The sequence below is a fragment of the Streptomyces torulosus genome (genome assembly GCF_001419765.1).
GTDB lineage: Bacteria > Actinomycetota > Actinomycetes > Streptomycetales > Streptomycetaceae > Streptomyces > Streptomyces torulosus.
In genome coordinates this window covers 1-17,012 of sequence record NZ_LIRK01000045.1, presented here as the reverse complement: position 1 = coordinate 17,012, position 17,012 = coordinate 1, and the positions used below count along the sequence as shown (strand labels likewise).

Annotated in this window: 17 protein-coding genes and 1 pseudogene; 1 reads left to right on the top strand and 17 read right to left on the bottom strand. The window is 70.0% G+C overall.

Translation table 11 applies throughout. The annotated features are described in order from the left end of the window. From AOK23_RS48765 to pyrR, 14 genes and pseudogenes are all read right to left on the bottom strand, one after another. Positions 1–198, bottom strand: a pseudogene (locus tag AOK23_RS48765) (hypothetical protein); the annotation flags it as partial. 145 nt (positions 199–343) lie between these two features. Next, a complete protein-coding gene (metK, locus tag AOK23_RS04600) occupies positions 344–1,552 on the bottom strand; it encodes a methionine adenosyltransferase (protein WP_055711458.1) in 1,209 nt (402 codons plus the stop codon). Positions 1,553–1,792: 240 nt separating this feature from the next. After that, positions 1,793–2,995 (bottom strand): bifunctional phosphopantothenoylcysteine decarboxylase/phosphopantothenate--cysteine ligase CoaBC, encoded by a 1,203-nt coding sequence (gene coaBC / locus AOK23_RS04595; RefSeq protein WP_055711457.1) that lies wholly within the window; start codon positions 2,993–2,995, stop codon positions 1,793–1,795. 164 nt (positions 2,996–3,159) lie between these two features. Further along, positions 3,160–3,429 carry a DNA-directed RNA polymerase subunit omega gene (gene rpoZ, locus AOK23_RS04590; RefSeq protein ID WP_055541593.1) on the bottom strand — a complete coding sequence of 90 codons (270 nt, stop codon included), beginning with the start codon at positions 3,427–3,429 and terminating at the stop codon, positions 3,160–3,162. Between the two features lie 51 nt (positions 3,430–3,480). Next, on the bottom strand, positions 3,481–4,074 hold the full coding sequence (gene gmk, locus AOK23_RS04585; protein ID WP_055521903.1) for a guanylate kinase: 594 nt from the start codon (positions 4,072–4,074) through the stop codon (positions 3,481–3,483). Positions 4,075–4,132: 58 nt separating this feature from the next. Then, complete coding sequence (locus AOK23_RS04580) at positions 4,133–4,456, bottom strand: integration host factor (protein ID WP_003977346.1); 324 nt, start codon at positions 4,454–4,456, stop codon at positions 4,133–4,135. Between the two features lie 299 nt (positions 4,457–4,755). Beyond that, positions 4,756–5,604: an orotidine-5'-phosphate decarboxylase gene (gene pyrF / locus AOK23_RS04575; RefSeq protein ID WP_055711456.1), complete on the bottom strand. Its 849-nt coding sequence runs from the start codon at positions 5,602–5,604 to the stop codon at positions 4,756–4,758. Then, a complete protein-coding gene (locus AOK23_RS04570) occupies positions 5,601–6,710 on the bottom strand; it encodes a quinone-dependent dihydroorotate dehydrogenase (RefSeq protein WP_055711455.1) in 1,110 nt (369 codons plus the stop codon). Before AOK23_RS04570 ends, pyrF begins: the two co-directional genes overlap by 4 nt. A 95-nt stretch (positions 6,711–6,805) precedes the next feature. Next, positions 6,806–10,114, bottom strand: a complete 3,309-nt coding sequence (gene carB, locus AOK23_RS04565; protein WP_055711454.1) for a carbamoyl-phosphate synthase large subunit — start codon at positions 10,112–10,114, stop codon at positions 6,806–6,808. Next, complete coding sequence (carA, locus tag AOK23_RS04560) at positions 10,107–11,249, bottom strand: glutamine-hydrolyzing carbamoyl-phosphate synthase small subunit (RefSeq protein ID WP_055711453.1); 1,143 nt, start codon at positions 11,247–11,249, stop codon at positions 10,107–10,109. The genes carB and carA overlap by 8 nt, the downstream gene beginning before the upstream one ends. After that, on the bottom strand, positions 11,246–11,812 hold the full coding sequence (locus AOK23_RS04555) for a PH-like domain-containing protein (RefSeq protein ID WP_055711452.1): 567 nt from the start codon (positions 11,810–11,812) through the stop codon (positions 11,246–11,248). Before AOK23_RS04555 ends, carA begins: the two co-directional genes overlap by 4 nt. After that, positions 11,809–13,095 carry a dihydroorotase gene (locus AOK23_RS04550; protein WP_055711451.1) on the bottom strand — a complete coding sequence of 429 codons (1,287 nt, stop codon included), beginning with the start codon at positions 13,093–13,095 and terminating at the stop codon, positions 11,809–11,811. The genes AOK23_RS04555 and AOK23_RS04550 overlap by 4 nt, the downstream gene beginning before the upstream one ends. Positions 13,096–13,100: 5 nt before the next feature. Beyond that, the gene (locus tag AOK23_RS04545) at positions 13,101–14,081 is read right to left on the bottom strand and encodes an aspartate carbamoyltransferase catalytic subunit (protein ID WP_055711450.1); all 981 of its coding nucleotides are present in this window, start codon (positions 14,079–14,081) and stop codon (positions 13,101–13,103) included. A gap of 126 nt (positions 14,082–14,207) precedes the next feature. Beyond that, on the bottom strand, positions 14,208–14,804 hold the full coding sequence (gene pyrR, locus AOK23_RS04540) for a bifunctional pyr operon transcriptional regulator/uracil phosphoribosyltransferase PyrR (RefSeq protein ID WP_055522447.1): 597 nt from the start codon (positions 14,802–14,804) through the stop codon (positions 14,208–14,210). 219 nt (positions 14,805–15,023) lie between these two features. On the opposite strand from pyrR, the gene bldD reads away from it, so the two are divergent. Further along, a complete protein-coding gene (gene bldD / locus AOK23_RS04535) occupies positions 15,024–15,524 on the top strand; it encodes a transcriptional regulator BldD (RefSeq protein WP_055522449.1) in 501 nt (166 codons plus the stop codon). A 174-nt stretch (positions 15,525–15,698) separates the two neighbouring features. Here the strand turns inward: bldD and nusB are convergent, their stop codons facing one another. The 3 genes from nusB to AOK23_RS04520 all read right to left on the bottom strand — a co-directional run. Beyond that, positions 15,699–16,133: a transcription antitermination factor NusB gene (nusB, locus tag AOK23_RS04530; RefSeq protein WP_055542045.1), complete on the bottom strand. Its 435-nt coding sequence runs from the start codon at positions 16,131–16,133 to the stop codon at positions 15,699–15,701. Positions 16,134–16,135: 2 nt separating this feature from the next. Next, positions 16,136–16,702: an elongation factor P gene (gene efp / locus AOK23_RS04525; protein ID WP_055522452.1), complete on the bottom strand. Its 567-nt coding sequence runs from the start codon at positions 16,700–16,702 to the stop codon at positions 16,136–16,138. Between the two features lie 60 nt (positions 16,703–16,762). Beyond that, positions 16,763–17,012 (bottom strand): M24 family metallopeptidase (locus AOK23_RS04520; protein WP_157877936.1); only part of this gene is annotated, 250 nt, incomplete at its 5' end.

Genomic DNA, 17,012 nt, shown 5'->3' with positions numbered 1-17,012 from the left:
GGTGACGCGGGGGGTGCGGGGCCGGAGCAGCTCGCGCTCATTCGGGAGGCCGTGAAGAAGGCCAGGGCGGCCCCCCGCCACGTCCGCGGCTTGGCCCGCGGCCGCCCTGGCCTTCTTCACGGCCTCCCGAATGAGCGCGAGCTGCTCCGGCCCCGCACCCCCCGCGTCACCACCACGCGTCCCGTCCTCGCTGCTCACGCCAGCATTCTCCCAAACCCCACTGACAACCGACGGCGCCCGCCGGTCCGGGATCGGCGGGCGCCGTCGGCCCGGTGACAACGCCGAGGCCCGGCGCCCCCAGAGGGGACACCGGGCCTCGGAAGGAACCGCGGGGTTCCGCGTGCTACAGACCCGCCGCCTCGCGGAGGGCGTCCACGCGGTCCGTGCGCTCCCACGTGAAGTCGGGGAGCTCACGGCCGAAGTGGCCGTACGCGGCGGTCTGGCCGTAGATCGGGCGGAGCAGGTCGAGGTCGCGGATGATCGCGGCGGGGCGGAGGTCGAAGACCTCGTCGATCGCCTTCTCGATCTTGTCCGTGTCGATCTTGGCGGTGCCGAAGGTCTCGACGAAGAGACCGACGGGCTCGGCCTTGCCGATGGCGTAGGCGACCTGGACCTCGCAGCGGGAGGCGAGGCCCGCGGCGACCACGTTCTTGGCGACCCAGCGCATCGCGTACGCGGCGGAGCGGTCGACCTTGGACGGGTCCTTGCCGGAGAAGGCGCCGCCGCCGTGGCGGGCCATGCCGCCGTACGTGTCGATGATGATCTTGCGGCCGGTGAGGCCGGCGTCGCCCATCGGGCCGCCGATCTCGAAGCGGCCGGTCGGGTTGACCAGCAGGCGGTAGCCCTCGGTGTCCAGCTTGATGCCGTCGTCGAGGAGGGCCTTCAGCTCCGGCTCCACCACGAACTCACGGATGTCCGGGGCGAGCAGCGACTCCAGGTCGATGTCGCTGGCGTGCTGCGAGGAGACGACGACCGTGTCGAGGCGGACCGCCTTGTCACCGTCGTACTCGATGGTGACCTGGGTCTTGCCGTCGGGACGCAGGTAGGGGATGGTGCCGTTCTTGCGGACCTCGGACAGGCGCTTGGACAGACGGTGCGCCAGGAAGATCGGCAGCGGCATCAGCGTCGGCGTCTCGTCCGTCGCGTAGCCGAACATCAGGCCCTGGTCGCCGGCGCCCTGGCGGTCCAGCTCGTCCTCGTCGCCCTCGACCCGGTTCTCGTACGCCGTGTCGACACCCTGCGCGATGTCCGGGGACTGCGAGCCGATGGACACCGACACACCACAGGACGCGCCGTCGAAGCCCTTCTTCGACGAGTCGTAGCCGATGGCCAGGATCGTGTCGCGGACGAGCTGGGCGATCGGCGCGTAGGCCTTGGTCGTGACCTCGCCGGCCACGTGCACCAGGCCGGTCGTGATGAGCGTCTCCACCGCGACACGGGACGTGGGGTCCTCGCGCAGCAGTGCATCGAGAATGGCATCGCTGATCTGGTCAGCGATCTTGTCGGGGTGACCCTCGGTCACGGACTCCGAGGTGAACAGGCGACGGGACACAACGCTCCCTGTGGTTGCAGCGGCTGCTGGCTGATCATTGGCGGACGGGACGGGGGCTGCGCCCGGCGTCGTCCGTGAACAGTTTATCGGTCGGTCTCGACCACCGGCCCACCCGTCTCGCCTCTCGGGAGCTCTGTGACCTGCGGCACGTGCATTCTGCCCAATGGTCGTCGCTGTCCGCCAGGGTCGCCACACCCCTAAGTTGCGTACTGTTCACGGTCCGTGGCGCGAATGGAGCAGTCAGCCCAGCCGGTGCACGACCAGGTCCCACACCGTGTCGGCCAGGGCTTCCTTCGGGCCGTACGGCACGGCCGTCTCGCTCCCGTCGGCTCCCAGTACGACGGCCTCGTTCTCCTCGGAGCCGAAGGTCTTGCGCTCCCCCACCTCGTTCACCACGAGGAGGTCGCAGCCCTTGCGCGCCAGTTTGGCGCGGCCGTTGGCGAGGACGTCGTCGGTCTCCGCGGCGAAGCCGACGACCAGTTGCTCCGGACGGGGGCGGTCGGCCGCTATCTCGGCGAGGATGTCCGGATTACGGACCAGGACGATCGGCTCGGGGTCCTGGCCGTCCTTCTTCTTGATCTTGCCGGTGGCGTAGGTCTCGGGGCGGAAGTCCGCCACGGCGGCCGCCATCACCACCACGTCCGCGTCCGGCGCCGCCTTGAGCACCGCCTCGCGCAGCTGGACCGCCGTGCCGACGCGGACGATGTCCACGCCCGCCGGGTCCGGCAGCCCGGTGTTCGCCTCGATCAGTGTGACCCGGGCGCCCCGGGCGGCGGCCGTGCGGGCGAGGGCGTACCCCTGCTTGCCCGAGGAGCGGTTGCCGAGGAAGCGGACGGGGTCGAGGGGCTCGCGCGTGCCGCCGGCGCTGACCACGACATGCCGTCCGGCGAGGTCCGGTCCGGCGATGCCACGGGCGAGCACCCGGCGGCAGACCTCGAAGATCTCGGCGGGGTCAGGCAGCCGGCCCTTGCCGGTATCGACGCCGGTCAGCCGGCCCACGGCCGGGTCGATGACGAGGGCGCCGCGGCGGCGCAGCGTCGCCACGTTCTCCTGGGTGGCGGGGTGCTCCCACATCTCGGTGTGCATCGCGGGGGCGAACACGACGGGGCAGCGGGCGGTGAGCAGGGTGTTGGTCAGCAGGTCGTCGGCGAGGCCGTGAGCGGCCTTGGCGAGCATGTCGGCCGTCGCCGGGGCCACGACGACGAGGTCGGCCTCCTGGCCGATGCGGACGTGGGGCACCTCGTGGACGCCGTCCCAGACCTCGGTGGAGACCGGGTTGCCGGAGAGCGCGGACCAGGTGGCGGCACCGACGAAGTGCAGCGCGGAGTCGGTCGGCACGACCCGCACGTCATGCCCGGACTCGGTCAGCCGGCGCAGCAGCTCGCACGCCTTGTAGGCGGCGATGCCACCGCTGACCCCCAGAACGACCTTCGGCTTGCCCACCGGGCCTCCCCGCACTCGAACCCGAACCTGACAGACGTACACCGCGGCTCGTCGGCGTACGCATCCATCACACACCACAGGCCCGACAGTCGCGCTGCCGGGCCTGTGGAAAAACCTACCGCGGTCCGCGGATATGACTATCCGAGGAAACCGTCGTGTGCTGCTTACGCGGGGCCGTCGACGGCCTCGGACGTCAGCAGACCCGCGTTGATCTCGCGCAGGGCGATCGAGAGCGGCTTCTCGTGGACGTGCGTGTCGACGAGGGGACCGACGTACTCGAGGAGGCCCTCGCCGAGCTGCGAGTAGTACGCGTTGATCTGGCGGGCACGCTTGGCCGCGTAGATCACGAGGCTGTACTTCGAGTCCGTGGCCTCGAGGAGCTCGTCGATCGGCGGGTTGATGATGCCCTCGGGCGCGGAGATGGAAGAGGACACGCTCTACCTTCCGATGGATGGGAAAGATTCAGTGTGCATCGTCAGTGACGATCACACAACGTCCATCAAGGCTAGCAGCTCGCGGGCCACGTCCTCGACGGAGGTGTTGACCAGGGTGACGTCGAACTCCGGCTCGGCCGCGAGTTCGACCTTGGCCGCGTCCAGGCGGCGTTCGATCACCTCGGGCGGTTCGGTGCCCCGGCCGGTGAGCCGGCGGACCAGCTCGTCCCAGGAGGGCGGAGCCAGGAACACCAGCTGGGCGTCGGGCATGGTCTCGCGGACCTGCCGGGCGCCCTGGAGGTCGATCTCCAGCAGGACCGGCTCGCCGCGCTCCAGGCGTTCGAGCACGGCACCCCGTGGGGTGCCGTAGCGGTTACCGGCGAACTCGGCCCACTCCAGCAGCTCGCCGTTGGCGATCAGCTTGTCCATCTCGTCGTCTGTGACGAAGAAGTAGTGGACGCCGTCCTTCTCGCCGGGGCGGGGCTTGCGGGTCGTCGCCGACACCGAGAGCCAGACCTCGGGGTGTGCCTTGCGCATATGGGCGACGACCGTGCTCTTGCCGACCCCCGAGGGGCCGGAGAGCACGGTCAGCCGCGGACGTACGTCCGGGGGCTCGGGGGTCGTCCCCCGGAATGTTGCAGCCATGCAGCGATTATTCCAGCAATCCCGGAGTGCCCGGGACTTCCTGTCCGGAGTACCCGGATCAGGAACCGGTGCTGCCGAACTCACGCTCCAGGGATGCGATCTGGTTGGAGCCGAGGCCGCGCACACGACGGCTCTCGGAGATGCCGAGTCGCTCCATGATCTGCTTGGCGCGGACCTTGCCCACGCCGGGCAGCGACTCAAGGAGAGCGGAGACCTTCATCTTGCCGATGACGTCGTTCTCCTGGCCCTGCTTGATGACCTCGTGCAGGGAGGCGCCGGAGTGCTTGAGTCGATTCTTGACCTCGGCCCGCTCCCGGCGAGCCGCGGCGGCCTTTTCGAGCGCGGCTGCGCGCTGTTCAGGGGTAAGGGGCGGAAGAGCCACGCCTACGTCACCTCGGATGTCGAACTGTCGGATACGGACCGGTGAGGAACCTAGTCGCCCCACACCTGGGGAGTACGAGCAACACGCCTGCCCGTTCTCCCCTTACTGCCTGGAGGGCGTGGGAGGTGCCCTCACTCGTCGGAGACTAGCGGCCAACTCCGCCAGAGTCAGCGAGAACAGCGGAAAAGTCCTGGTCAGCCTCCCTGGAGTCGGACATAAGCCGCATAATGCCCCGGATTTGAGGATGTATTCAGACTCAAGCCGTCCGGTAAGCGCCGCCGGAGCACTCATCGGAGGTCTCAGGCGGCCTCCACGGCGGCCCTGATCTCGTCCGCGAAACGATCCGAGGCGTCACGCAGCGCGACGACATCGGGACCGTGACGAAGAACACCCCGGCTGACATTGGGCACCACATGGCGCACGGCCGCCCCGAAGACCGCCGGGAGATCGGACGGGGTGGCCCCCTGCGCCCCGATGCCGGGCGCGAGGAGAGGTCCGTTGATCTGAAGGTCGTACGAGGAGAGGTCGCCGAGCGTGGCGCCGACGACGGCACCGAAGGACCCCATGGGCTCCTCCCCCGCGTTCTCGGCGGCCAGATGCGCCAGCATCGTCGCCCCGACGTCCCGCCCGGCGGCGTCCTCCGTGCGCACGGCGTGCTGCACCTCGCCGCCCTCCGGGTTGGAGGTCAGCGCCAGCACGAACAGCCCGGCGCCGTTCTCCCGCGCGAGGTCCACGGCCGGCTTCAGGGAGCCGTAGCCGAGGTACGGCGAGACCGTCAGCGCGTCCGAGAACAGGGGCGCGTCCTTGTGCAGGAAGGTCTCGGCGTACGCGGCCATGGTGGAGCCGATGTCGCCGCGCTTGGCGTCCATGACCACCAGCGCACCGGCGGACCGCGCCTCCTCGACGGACTTCTCCAGGACGGCGATGCCGCGCGAGCCGAAGCGCTCGAAGAACGCGCTCTGCGGCTTGAGGACGGCCACCCGGCCCGCCAGCGCCTCGACGACGGTCCGGCTGAAGCGCTCCAGGCCCGCGATGTCGTCGTTCAGACCCCAGGCGGTGAGCAGGGCGGAGTGCGGGTCGATCCCGACGCAGAGCGGGCCGCGTTCGTCCATGGCGTGGCGCAGTCGCGCGCCGAAGGGCTCGGTCATGCCGTCTTCTTCCTCACGTCGGCGCCGACCGCGTCGGCGAGGGTGGCGTACGGGCTGGTGCGGAGCCGGGCGGCGAGGCCCTTGTGGACGGCGCGCGCCCAGAAGGGGCCCTCGTAGACGAAGGCGCTGTAGCCCTGGACGAGGGTGGCGCCGGCGAGGATGCGCTGCCAGGCGTCCTCGGCGTTCTCGATGCCGCCGACGCCCACCAGGGTGATCCGGTCGCCCACGCGCGCGTAGAGACGGCGCAGGACCGCGAGGGAGCGGGCCTTCAGCGGGGCGCCGGAGAGTCCGCCGGTCTCCTTCACGAGGGAGGGCTCGGAGGTCAGACCGAGTCCCTCGCGCGCGATGGTGGTGTTGGTGGCGATGATCCCGTCCAGGCCCAGCTCCACGGCGAGGTCGGCGACGGCGTCGATGTCCTCGTCGGCGAGGTCGGGGGCGATCTTCACCAGCAGCGGCACCCGGCGGGTGCGCACCGTGCGGTCGGCGGCCTCGCGGACGGCGGTCAGCAGGGGCCGCAGCGCCTCGGTGGCCTGGAGGTTGCGCAGACCGGGCGTGTTGGGCGAGGAGACGTTCACGACCAGGTAGTCGGCGTACGGGGCGAGGCGCTCGGTGGACTTCACGTAGTCCGCGGCGGCCTCCTCCTCGGGGACGACCTTGGTCTTGCCGATGTTGACGCCCACGACCGTCCTGAAGACGGGGTTGCGGGAGGCCAGTCGGGCGGCGACGGCCAGGGAGCCCTCGTTGTTGAAGCCCATGCGGTTGATCAGCGCCCGGTCGCCGACCAGGCGGAACAGCCGCTTCTTGGGGTTGCCGGGCTGCGCCTCGCCCGTGACGGTGCCGATCTCGACGTGGTCGAAGCCCAGCATCGACATTCCGTCGACGGCGACGGCGTTCTTGTCGAAGCCGGCGGCCAGCCCGAACGGGCCGTGCATGCGCAGGCCGAACGCCTCCGTGCGCAGTTCCTCGTAGCGGGGCGCGAGCGCGGCCGCGAGACAGGTGCGCAGCACGGGGACGCGTGCGGCGAGACGGATCCAGCGGAAGGCCAGGTAGTGGGCCTCCTCGGGGTCCATCCGGGTGAAAACCAGACGGAAGAACAGCTTGTACATCTCGAAGTCCTCGGGTCCTCATGAGGGCTCACGTCCTCATGACAGGTGTCCTCATGAAGAGGGGGACACCGTTTCCGGTGTCCCCCTCAGGGCTGCTAGTCGCGGGCCGCGATCAGGTGTTCGGCGTGTTCCTGGAGTGAGCGCACCCCGACGTCACCGTGGTTGAGCGCGTCGATGCCCTGGACGGCCGCGGCGAGCGCCTGGACCGTCGTCAGGCACGGCACGGAGCGGGCCACGGCGGCCGTACGGATGTCGTAGCCGTCGAGGCGGCCGCCGGTGCCGTACGGGGTGTTGACGATGAGGTCGACCTCGCCGTCGTGGATGAGCTGGACGATGGTCTTCTCGCCGTTCGGGCCGGTGCCCTCGGACTGCTTGCGGACGACCGTGGCGTTGATGCCGTTGCGCTTGAGCACCTCGGCTGTGCCGGACGTGGCGAGCAGTTCGAAGCCGTGGGCGACCAGCTCGCGCGCCGGGAAGATCATCGAGCGCTTGTCCCGGTTGGCGACCGAGATGAACGCGCGGCCCTTGGTGGGCAGCGGGCCGTACGCGCCGGCCTGCGACTTGGCGTACGCCGTGCCGAAGACCGAGTCGATGCCCATGACCTCGCCGGTGGAGCGCATCTCCGGGCCGAGGACCGTGTCGACGCCGCGCCCGTGGATGTCGCGGAAGCGCGACCACGGCATGACGGCCTCCTTGACGGAGATCGGCGCGTCCAGCGGCAGCTCGCCGCCGTCGCCGTTCTTCGGCAGCAGCCCCTCCTCGCGCAGCTCGGCGATGGTCGCGCCCAGCGAGATCCGGGCGGCGGCCTTGGCGAGCGGCACCGCGGTCGCCTTCGAGGTGAAGGGGACGGTGCGGGAGGCGCGCGGGTTGGCCTCCAGGACGTAGAGGATGTCGCCGGCCATCGCGAACTGGATGTTGATCAGTCCGCGGACGCCGACGCCCTTGGCGATGGCCTCGGTGGAGGCTCGCAGGCGCTTGATGTCGAAACCGCCGAGGGTGATCGGGGGCAGGGCGCACGCCGAGTCGCCGGAGTGGATGCCGGCCTCCTCGATGTGCTCCATGACGCCGCCGAGGTACAGCTCCTCGCCGTCGTAGAGGGCGTCGACGTCGATCTCGATCGCGTCGTCGAGGAACCGGTCGACGAGGACGGGCCGGGAGGGGCTGATCTCGGTCGACTCGGCGATGTACGCCTCCAGGCGCGCCTCGTCGTAGACGATCTCCATGCCGCGTCCGCCGAGGACGTACGACGGCCGGACGAGGACCGGGTAGCCGATCTCGTCGGCGATGGCCTTGGCGCCCGCGAAGGTGGTCGCCGTGCCGTGCTTCGGGGCCGGGAGGCCGGCCTCGGCGAGGACCTGGCCGAAGGCTCCGCGGTCCTCGGCGGCGTGGATGGCCTCCGGGGAGGTGCCCACGACCGGTACGCCGTTGTCCTTGAGCGCCTGCGACAGGCCCAGCGGGGTCTGGCCGCCGAGCTGGACGACGACGCCCGCGATGGGGCCGGCCAGCGACTCGGCGTGCACGATCTCCAGCACGTCTTCCAGCGTGAGCGGCTCGAAGTACAGGCGGTCCGAGGTGTCGTAGTCGGTGGAGACGGTCTCCGGGTTGCAGTTGACCATCACGGTCTCGTAGCCCGCGTCGCTGAGCGCGAAGGAGGCGTGGACGCAGGAGTAGTCGAACTCGATGCCCTGGCCGATGCGGTTCGGGCCGGAGCCCAGGATGATGACGGCCGGCTTCTCGCGGGGCGCGACCTCGCTCTCCTCGTCGTAGGAGGAGTAGAAGTACGGGGTCCTCGCGGCGAACTCGGCGGCGCAGGTGTCGACCGTCTTGTACACCGGGCGTACGCCGAGCGCGTGCCGGACCTCGCGCACGACGTCCTCGCGCAGCCCGCGGATCTCGCCGATCTGCTGGTCGGAGAAGCCGTGCCGCTTGGCCTCGGCGAGCAGGTCGGGGTCGAGCTTGTCGGCGGCGGCCAGCTCGTCCGCGATCTCCTTGATGAGGAAGAGCTGGTCGACGAACCAGGGGTCGATCTTCGTGGACTCGAAGACCTCCTCCTGGGTGGCGCCGGCGCGGATGGCCTGCATGACGGTGTTGATGCGCCCGTCGGTGGGGCGGACCGCCTCGCGCAGCAGCTCCGCCTTGTCGCCGGGCTCGCCGACGAAGGTGAACTGGCTGCCCTTCTTCTCCAGCGAGCGCAGTGCCTTCTGGAGGGCCTCGGTGAAGTTGCGGCCGATCGCCATGGCCTCGCCGACCGACTTCATGGTCGTGGTGAGCGAGGAGTCGGCGGAGGGGAACTTCTCGAAGGCGAAGCGCGGGGCCTTCACGACGACGTAGTCGAGCGTCGGCTCGAAGGAGGCCGGGGTCTGCTCGGTGATGTCGTTCGGGATCTCGTCCAGCGTGTAGCCGACGGCGAGCTTCGCGGCGATCTTGGCGATCGGGAAACCGGTCGCCTTGGAGGCGAGGGCGGACGAGCGCGAGACACGCGGGTTCATCTCGATGACGATGACCCGGCCGTCCTCGGGGTTCACCGCGAACTGGATGTTGCAGCCGCCGGTGTCGACGCCGACCTCGCGGATGATCGCGATGCCGACGTCACGCAGCACCTGGTACTCGCGGTCGGTGAGCGTCATCGCGGGCGCGACGGTGATCGAGTCACCGGTGTGCACGCCCATGGGGTCGAAGTTCTCGATGGAGCAGACGACCACGACGTTGTCGTGCTTGTCGCGCATCAGCTCCAGCTCGTACTCCTTCCAGCCGAGGATGGACTCCTCCAGGAGCACCTCGGTGGTCGGCGACAGGGTGAGGCCCTGACCGGCGATCCGGCGCAGCTCCTCCTCGTCGTGCGCGAAGCCGGAGCCGGCGCCGCCCATGGTGAAGGAGGGGCGGACGACGACCGGGTAGCCGCCGAGGGTCTCGACGCCCGCGAGGACGTCCTCCATGGAGTGGCAGATGACCGAGCGGGCGGACTCGCCGTGCCCGATCTTGGCGTTGACCGCCTCGACGACCAGCTTGAACTGGTCGCGGTCCTCGCCCTTGTGGATCGCCTCGACCTTGGCGCCGATCAGCTCGACGCCGTACTTCTCCAGGACGCCGTTGTCGTGGAGCGAGATGGCGGTGTTGAGCGCGGTCTGGCCGCCGAGGGTCGGGAGCAGCGCGTCGGGGCGCTCCTTGGCGATGATCTTCTCGACGAACTCGGGGGTGATCGGCTCGACGTAGGTGGCGTCGGCGATCTCCGGGTCGGTCATGATCGTCGCCGGGTTGGAGTTCACCAGGACGACGCGCAGGCCCTCGGCCTTGAGGACGCGGCACGCCTGCGTGCCGGAGTAGTCGAACTCGGCGGCCTGGCCGATGACGATCGGGCCGGAGCCGATGACCAGGACGGACTGGATATCGGTGCGCTTAGGCACGCTGGCCCTCCATCAGGGATACGAAGCGGTCGAACAGGTAGGCGGCGTCGTGCGGGCCGGCTGCCGCTTCGGGGTGGTACTGGACGCTGAAAGCCGGGCGGTCGAGGAGCTGCAGCCCCTCCACCACGTTGTCGTTGAGGCACACGTGGGAGACCTCGGCGCGGCCGTAGGGGGTCTCGGAGACCTTGTCGAGCGGGGCGTCGACGGCGAAGCCGTGGTTGTGCGCGGTGACCTCGACCTTGCCGGTCGTACGGTCCTGCACCGGCTGGTTGATGCCGCGGTGGCCGTACTTCAGCTTGTAGGTGCCGAAGCCGAGGGCGCGGCCGAGGATCTGGTTGCCGAAGCAGATGCCGAACAGCGGGGTGCCGCGCTCCAGGACCGCCCGCATCACGGAGACCGGGTGGTCGGCGGTGGCCGGGTCGCCGGGGCCGTTGGAGAAGAACACGCCGTCGGGGTTCACGGCGTAGACCTCGTCGGCGGTCGCCGTGGCGGGCAGCACGTGCACCTCGATGCCGCGCTCGGCCATGCGGTGCGGGGTCATGCCCTTGATGCCGAGGTCGACGGCGGCGACGGTGAACTTCTTCTCGCCGATCGCGGGGACGACGTACGGCTCCTTGGTGGCGACCTCCGCGGAGAGGTCGGCGCCCTTCATCTCGGGGGCCTGGCGGACCTCGGCGAGCATGGTGCCCTCGTCGGGCAGGGCGTTGCCGGAGAAGATGCCCACACGCATGGCGCCGCGCTCGCGCAGATGGCGGGTGAGGGCGCGGGTGTCGACGCCGCTGATGCCGACGACGCCCTGCTGGGCGAGCTCCTCGTCGAGGGTGCGCCGGGAGCGCCAGTTGGACGGCACGCGCGCGGGGTCGCGGACGACGTAGCCCGCGACCCAGATCCGCCGCGATTCGGGGTCCTCGTCGTTGACACCGGTGTTGCCGACGTGCGGGGCGGTCATCACGACGACCTGGCGGTGGTACGACGGGTCGGTGAGGGTCTCCTGGTAGCCGGTCATACCGGTGGAGAACACGGCCTCGCCGAAGGTCACCCCCACGGCCCCGTAGGCGCGGCCGCGGAACATCCGGCCGTCCTCCAGGACGAGTACCGCGGGAACCTTGGTGGCTCCCCTAGTGGAGGTCGTCATCGTGCGCCTTCCGTTTCCGTCTTCTTGATCATCTGGTTCAGGGTCTCGACCCACTCGTTGTGTTCGGCCGCGTGGTCGGAGCGGAACCCGGAGTCGAGGAGCTTGTCGCCGTGTGCCCAGGTGACGACGAGCAGTCCGCCCTCGGTGAGGACCTTGCCGGCGATGCCCTTGTCGAGCCGGGCCTCGCGCAGCGCCTCGCGCGGGACGAAGAAGTCCGTCGCTCCGGGCCGTACGACGTCCAGGCCCACGTCCGTCAGGGTGAGCTCGACCCTGCTGCGGGTGCCCAGGCCGTGCGCCACGATGCGGTCGAGCCACTGCCCGGCGGTGGTGGAGCCGTGGTAGCGGCCGCTCATCGTCAGTCTGGCCTCACCGGGCTCCTCCGGCACGGCGGGCAGCTCCGGCAGGTCGCTCTGGAGGGTGCCGCGCCACTTCCAGCCCTCGCGCATCAGCCAGTAGACGAGGGCGACGAAGAGAGCGAGTCCGACGACCCAGCCGATGCGTCCGGCCCAGTTGGTGACCTCGGCCGATTCCTTCTGGGCGGCCAGCAGAATTACAGGTGTCACGTGAGCTTCCCGTCGACGAGCGTGGCCTTGCCCCGCAGCCACGTGTGCGTGACACGGCCCGGCAGCTCGCGGCCCTCGTACGGGGTGTTGCGGCTGCGCGAGGCGAAGCCCGCGGAGTCCACCGCACCACGGTATGCCGTGTCGACGAGCGTGAGGTTGGCGGGCTCACCTGCCGAGACGGGACGGCCGTGACCGGCGGCCTGCCCGATGCGCGCGGGCGTGATCGACATCCGGTCCGCGACGCCCGCCCAGTCGAGCAGCCCGGTCTCGACCATCGTCTCCTGGACCACCGACAGGGCGGTCTCCAGGCCGACCATGCCCATGGCGGCCGCGGCCCACTCGCAGTCCTTGTCCTCGTGCGGGTGGGGGGCGTGGTCGGTGGCGACGATGTCGATCGTGCCGTCGGCGAGCGCCTCGCGCAGGGCCAGCACGTCGCGCTCGGTGCGCAGCGGCGGGTTGACCTTGTAGACCGGGTTGTACGAGCGCACCAGCTCGTCGGTGAGGAGCAGGTGGTGCGGGGTGACCTCGGCGGTGACGTCGATGCCGCGGGACTTGGCCCAGCGGACGATCTCGACGGACCCGGCGGTCGACAGATGGCAGATGTGGACGCGGGACCCGACGTGCTCGGCGAGCAGGACGTCGCGGGCGATGATCGACTCCTCGGCCACCGCGGGCCAGCCGCCGAGCCCCAGCTCGGCGGAGACGACGCCCTCGTTCATCTGGGCGCCCTCGGTGAGCCGCGGCTCCTGGGCGTGCTGGGCGACGACACCGCCGAAGGCCTTCACGTACTCCAGGGCGCGGCGCATGATCACCGCGTCGTGCACGCACTTGCCGTCGTCGGAGAAGACGGTGACGCCGGCGGCCGACTCGTGCATGGCGCCCAGCTCGGCGAGCTTCTGGCCTTCGAGGCCGACGGTGACGGCGCCGATGGGCTGGACGTCGCAGTAGCCGTGCTCCTTGCCGAGCCGGTAGACCTGCTCGACCACGCCGGCGGTGTCGGCGACCGGGAAGGTGTTGGCCATGGCGAACACGGCGGTGAAGCCGCCGGAGGCCGCCGCGCGGGTGCCGGTGAGGACCGTCTCGGAGTCCTCGCGGCCGGGCTCGCGCAGATGGGTGTGCAGGTCGACCAGGCCCGGCAGGAGGACCTTGCCGCCGGCCTCGACGACCTCGGCACCCTCGGCGGACAGCCCGGTGCCCACTTCGGCGATGGTCTCGCCGTCGATCAGCACGTCCTGCGGCTCGCCGCCGAGCACCTTCGCACCACGGATCAGGATCTTGCTCATCTGTCTTACTTCTCCTCGGTGGTGCGGGTGTGGGTGACGGCGGGCTCGTTGCCCCCGAGCAGCAGGTAGAGGACGGCCATGCGGATGGAGACGCCGTTGGCGACCTGCTCGACGACGGTGCAGCGGTCGGAGTCGGCGACCTCGGCGGTGATCTCCATGCCGCGGACCATCGGGCCGGGGTGCATCACGATCGCGTGCTCGGGCATCCGTGCCATGCGGTCGCCGTCGAGGCCGTAGCGCCGGGAGTACTCGCGCTCGGTGGGGAAGAACGCGGCGTGCATGCGCTCGCGCTGCACGCGCAGCATCATCACGGCGTCGGACTTGGGCAGCGTGCTGTCGAGGTCGTACGACACCTCGCAGGGCCAGGACTCGATGCCGACCGGCAGCAGGGTGGGCGGCGCGACGAGGGTGACCTCGGCGCCGAGGGTGTGCAGCAGGTCGACGTTGGAGCGGGCGACGCGGCTGTGCAGGACGTCGCCGACGAGCGTGATGCGCTTGCCGGACAGGTCCTGGCCGAGGCCGGCGTCCCGGCCGACGAGGCGGCGGCGCATGGTGAAGGCGTCGAGCAGGGCCTGGGTCGGGTGCTGGTGGGTGCCGTCGCCCGCGTTGATGACGGCGGCGTCGATCCAGCCGGAGTTCGCCAGGCGGTACGGCGCTCCGGAGGCGCCGTGGCGGATGACGACGGCGTCGACACCCATGGCTTCGAGGGTCTGGGCGGTGTCCTTGAGGGACTCGCCCTTGGACACGCTCGATCCCTTGGCGGAGAAGTTGATGACGTCCGCGGAGAGGCGCTTCTCGGCGGCCTCGAAGGAGATCCGGGTGCGGGTGGAGTCCTCGAAGAAGAGGTTGACGATCGTGCGGCCGCGCAGGGTCGGCAGCTTCTTGATCGGCCGGTCGGCGACCCGGGCCATCTCCTCGGCGGTGTCGAGGATCAGGACGGCGTCGTCGCGGGTGAGGTCGGCGGCCGAGATGAGATGACGCTGCATCTGTCAGGCTCCGTAAAGGCGATTCGATATCGGGAGGCGAGGCCCGGCCGGCCGGTCACAGCCGGGCGGGCGGACGCGCGGGTGGGCGACGCGGGGCGCACGGCAGGGCCGTACGCCGGGTGGTCGCTACTGCTGCGCGCCCCGGGCGGCCGGCTTCGCACCGAGCAGCACGGTGTCCCGACCGTCCTCCTCGGCGAGCTGGACCTTGACCGTCTCCCGCAGCGACGTGGGGAGGTTCTTGCCGACGTAGTCGGCGCGGATGGGCAGTTCGCGGTGGCCGCGGTCGACGAGGACCGCGAGCTGGACGGCGCGCGGGCGGCCGATGTCGTTCAGCGCGTCGAGCGCCGCGCGGATCGTGCGGCCGGAGAAGAGGACGTCGTCGACGAGGACGACGAGGCGGCCGTCGATCCCGTCACCGGGGATCTCCGTGCGGGCCAGCGCGCGCGGCGGGTGCATGCGCAGGTCGTCGCGGTACATGGTGATGTCGAGCGAGCCGACCGGGATCTTGCGGTCGGTGATCTCCGCCAGCTTGTCGGCGAGCCGCCGGGCGAGGAAGACGCCCCGGGTCGGGATGCCGAGGAGCACCACGTCGTCGGCGCCCTTGGCGCGTTCGACGATCTCGTGGGCGATGCGGGTCAGTACGCGTGCGATGTCGGGGGCCTCGAGGACGGGCCTGGCATCGGACGGCTGCGGATCCTGTTGCGGATTTTCCTGCGTGTCCATACGAAACGGACCTCCTTCTCCGCCTCACGGGACGGACCTTAAAGGACGTCGGATTTGCGCCATCCACGGTAGCAGGCCCCGGCAACGCCCCTGATCACCCCCCTGGCTCAATGGAGAGCGTTTACCACGGAAGAGTCGGTCCGGACCATTCGGCTTGACGGGGCAGAGTCACGCTGCGTAACCTCACAGTGAGTCACCAGCCTTCGTCCGGGGAGCCATATGTCCAGCGAATACGCCAAACAGCTCGGGGCCAAGCTCCGGGCCATCCGCACCCAGCAGGGCCTTTCCCTCCACGGTGTCGAGGAGAAGTCCCAGGGACGCTGGAAGGCGGTCGTGGTCGGTTCGTACGAGCGCGGCGACCGCGCCGTCACCGTGCAGCGCCTTGCGGAGCTGGCGGATTTCTATGGAGTTCCCGTGCAGGAGCTGCTTCCCGGGACGACCCCCGGTGGCGCGGCCGAGCCGCCGCCGAAGCTCGTCCTCGACCTGGAGCGCCTGGCCAACGTCCCGGCCGAGAAGGCGGGCCCGCTCCAGCGGTACGCCGCGACGATCCAGTCCCAGCGCGGTGACTACAACGGCAAGGTGCTCTCCATCCGTCAGGACGACCTGCGCACACTCGCCGTCATCTACGACCAGTCCCCCTCGGTCCTGACCGAGCAGCTGATCAGCTGGGGTGTCCTGGACGCGGACGCGCGTCGCGCCGTCTCCCACGACGAGGGCTGAATCCTCGGGCGAGGCTCAGCAGAAACGTGCCGCCGGGGTGGCCGGAACCTTTCGGTTCGGGCCACCCCGGCGGTTTTCTGTCTCCAGGGACGCGGAGGGGGACGCTGCGGGGACGCTGATGGGCCTGCGTCGCCGACGGCTTCCCATAGGAGGTCGGCCTCGCGTGGGAGGTCCCTATTCGGCTTCCCTGCGGAGCGACGGCTTCAGGTCCTTGAGGCGCCCGAGCAGTCCGTTCACGAACGACGGGGAGTCGTCCGTGGAGAACTCCTTCGCCAGCTGCACCATCTCGTCCAGCACCACCGCGTCCGGGGTCTCGTCGACCCAGATCAGCTCGTAGGCGCCGAGCCGCAGGATGTTGCGGTCCACGACCGGCATCCGATCGAGGGTCCAGCCCACCGAGTACTGCGCGATCAGCTCGTCGATGCGCTTGGCGTACTCGGAGTACCCCTCGACCAGCTGCATCGTGTACTCGCTGACCGGCGGCTGCCTGGTGTCGGACCGGGAGTGCCGGATCCAGTCCGCGAGGACGGTCAGGACGTCGGCCCCGCGCTGGTCGCCCTCGAAGAGGATCTGGAAGGCGCGCTTGCGGGCCGTGTTACGGGCAGCCACGGTTAGCTGTTCACCCGGCCGAGGTAGTCGCTCGTGCGGGTGTCGACCTTGATCTTCTCACCGGTGGTGATGAAGAGGGGCACCTGGATCTGGTGGCCGGTCTCCAGGGTGGCGGGCTTGGTGCCACCGGTGGAGCGGTCGCCCTGGACGCCCGGCTCGGTCTCCTGGATGACGAGCTCGACGGCGGCCGGCAGCTCGACGAAGAGCACCTCGCCCTCGTGCTGCGCGACGGTGGCGGTGAAGCCCTCGATCAGGAAGTTGGCGGCGTCGCCGACGGCCTTGCGGTCGACCATCAGCTGGTCGTAGGTCTCCATGTCCATGAAGACGAAGTACTCGCCGTCCATGTAGGAGAACTGCATGTCGCGCTTGTCGACGGTGGCCGTCTCGACCTTCACGCCGGCGTTGAAGGTCTTGTCGACGACCTTCCCGGAGAGCACGTTCTTGAGCTTGGTGCGCACGAAGGCCGGGCCCTTGCCGGGCTTGACGTGCTGGAACTCGACGACGGACCAGAGCTGGCCGCCGTCGAGCTTGAGCACCATGCCGTTCTTGAGGTCGTTCGTGGAAGCCACGGTTGCTTCAATCTCCTGGACTTACGTGGACGACCCCGGGGCACGCGCGCAGCTCAAGGGCTAGAGCGCGAGCAGCTCCTTGGTCGTGATGGTGAGTAGCTCGGGTCCGCCGTCCGCCTCGGGGCGTACGACGAGCGTGTCATCGATCCGGACACCGCCCCGGCCCGGGAGGTGGACCCCCGGTTCGACGGTGACCGGCACGCAAGCGTCCAGTTTACCCATGGCCGCGGGGGCCAACTGCGGGTCCTCGTCGATTTCGAGTCCCACACCGTGCCCCATCATTGCCGGGAGGTCCGCGCCGTGGCCCGCG

Bases quoted from the DNA above. Each gene is read 5' to 3' on its own strand.
- gmk (WP_055521903.1), bottom strand. From the start codon at position 4,074: ATGGCTGCAACATTCCGGGGGACGACCCCCGAGCCCCCGGACGTACGT.
- pyrF (WP_055711456.1), bottom strand. From the start codon at position 5,604: ATGACCGAGCCCTTCGGCGCGCGACTGCGCCACGCCATGGACGAACGC.
- AOK23_RS04570 (WP_055711455.1), bottom strand. From the start codon at position 6,710: ATGTACAAGCTGTTCTTCCGTCTGGTTTTCACCCGGATGGACCCCGAG.
- carA (WP_055711453.1), bottom strand. From the start codon at position 11,249: ATGACGACCTCCACTAGGGGAGCCACCAAGGTTCCCGCGGTACTCGTC.
- AOK23_RS04550 (WP_055711451.1), bottom strand. From the start codon at position 13,095: ATGAGCAAGATCCTGATCCGTGGTGCGAAGGTGCTCGGCGGCGAGCCG.
- AOK23_RS04545 (WP_055711450.1), bottom strand. From the start codon at position 14,081: ATGCAGCGTCATCTCATCTCGGCCGCCGACCTCACCCGCGACGACGCC.
- pyrR (WP_055522447.1), bottom strand. From the start codon at position 14,804: ATGGACACGCAGGAAAATCCGCAACAGGATCCGCAGCCGTCCGATGCC.
- bldD (WP_055522449.1), top strand. From the start codon at position 15,024: ATGTCCAGCGAATACGCCAAACAGCTCGGGGCCAAGCTCCGGGCCATC.